Here is a 1,693-nt window from a genome sequence, read left to right on the forward strand (position 1 = left end):
ATTCACCCTGCTGCGCGTCGTTGGCCACGGCCTGGCGACGCGAGTACCGATCGTGATCCCTGAGCTTTGCGAGTCCTCGCCGCATCTGCTGAGTCATGTCGGTCTCGGGGTTTTGCTCTAACGAAAGTGAAAGAAATGAAAACAGACAAACAGAGGGCTTGGCAACTCGGTAGACCTTTCGCGTCGAGGGAGCCTGTTTGCTGTTTAGTTATAGATACAAGAGTTTAAAAGCGTTACGGGCCCCGCAAGTCCTTGTTACAAAAGGGGAAACACGCATCACTTGCCCCAGAATTTGGGATGACCTGCCCCAATTTGTGGGACGGGATCGGCCTCTAATGCCCCCATAAATGGGGCGTAATGCCCCCAAATTTGGGATGAGAATCCGCTAACTGCCCCAAAAATTGGGGCCAAGCCCAGTTCCGACCACTACATGAAGGGGTTCTAGCCTCTACCAACCGAGTATGCGCCCTTATTTCGCCACCGAAACAGGGGCTTAGGCCGATGCGCTCCCATAAGCTGGGGCATTACGGCTACGAAGTAACAGCAAGTAACAGCACTTGACAGCATGTGACATCGAATGATGTGATGTTACCCAACACCATGTGCTGTTACTTAAAGGAGCAATCTATGGAGCACCAGGAGCCCTCGCCTATCGAGGCCACGGAATACGTGGAGCCACGCATCATTCTGGTGGGCGGCGAAAAAGGTGGCACCGGTAAGACCACGTTGGCAGTGAACCTCGCGATCTGCCTCAAGCGTGCTGGGAAGGACGTGCTGCTGGTCGATACGGATATCCAGCCCACCTCAACCACGTTTCTATACTTCCGCGAAGTGAGCCAGGTCGAGCCGCGTATCGACTCGATGCAAAAGCAAGGCGATGGAGTGGCGGGCGAGCTGCAGAGCTTGCGAAAGCGATACGACTACCTGGTAGTCGATGCGGGTGGCCGCGACTCGGGCGAGCTGCGGTCGGCAATGATCGTGGCTGACATCATGATCGTGCCTGTCCAGCCCTCATCCTTCGACATGTGGACGCTGAAGAAAGTCGACAAGCTGATCAAAGATGTGAACGACATCCGGGTGGGGGGGGGCAAGCGACCGTTGGATGTGCGGACCTTGATCAATCGAGCCCCAACGAACCACCGCTCGCGAGATAGCGAAGAAGCGGTCGAGCTGGCCAGGAGCTATCCGAACCTGTCCAACATCATGAACACCGAACTCAAGGAGCGTCGTTCGTTCAAGTCCGCTGCCACTGCCGGCAAGGGGATTATCGAATGGGACGACCCGAAGGCCAAGGAAGAAATGTTCCAACTGTACGCGGAGGTATTCCCCAATGGCTAAGCCCTCACCTGCCCTGCGCGGTGCGCCCGACGATCTGCCGCCTGGCGCGGAGTCCTTCATCAAGGGCGCTGCTCGCAGCACGATCTCCGACGCGCCATCTGCCTCCCCTGCCCCGCCCGTGGAAGAAGCAAGCGTCGATGACGTGCGCCTCCCTTGGGAGGGCAAGGACAACAAGATCCGCAGTTCGCAGCACCAGCTCCGCCTCACGGAAATGGAGCAGGTCACCACGCGTTGGGCTGTCGACAACGTGCCGGGCGCTCGCTCGATCCACCAGTACATCCTGCAGGCACTGCACGAGAAGCTGGAGCGCGACCTCACTCCGATGCTGGGTGAGAAGCCTGTCTTCACCCTGCCC

At 57.9% G+C, this 1,693-nt stretch carries 2 protein-coding genes; both read left to right on the forward strand.

The window, feature by feature from the left end; translation table 11 throughout:
- Window positions 1-627: 627 nt before the first annotated feature.
- Window positions 628-1,338: an AAA family ATPase gene (locus AC04MI_RS25005; protein WP_436001344.1), complete on the forward strand. Its 711-nt coding sequence runs from the start codon at window positions 628-630 to the stop codon at window positions 1,336-1,338.
- Window positions 1,331-1,693: hypothetical protein (locus AC04MI_RS25010; RefSeq protein WP_476499023.1), on the forward strand; the 363-nt coding region annotated here is incomplete at its 3' end. The genes AC04MI_RS25005 and AC04MI_RS25010, both read left to right, overlap by 8 nt.

It is taken from the genome of Acidovorax sp. LjRoot204 (assembly GCF_056175785.1).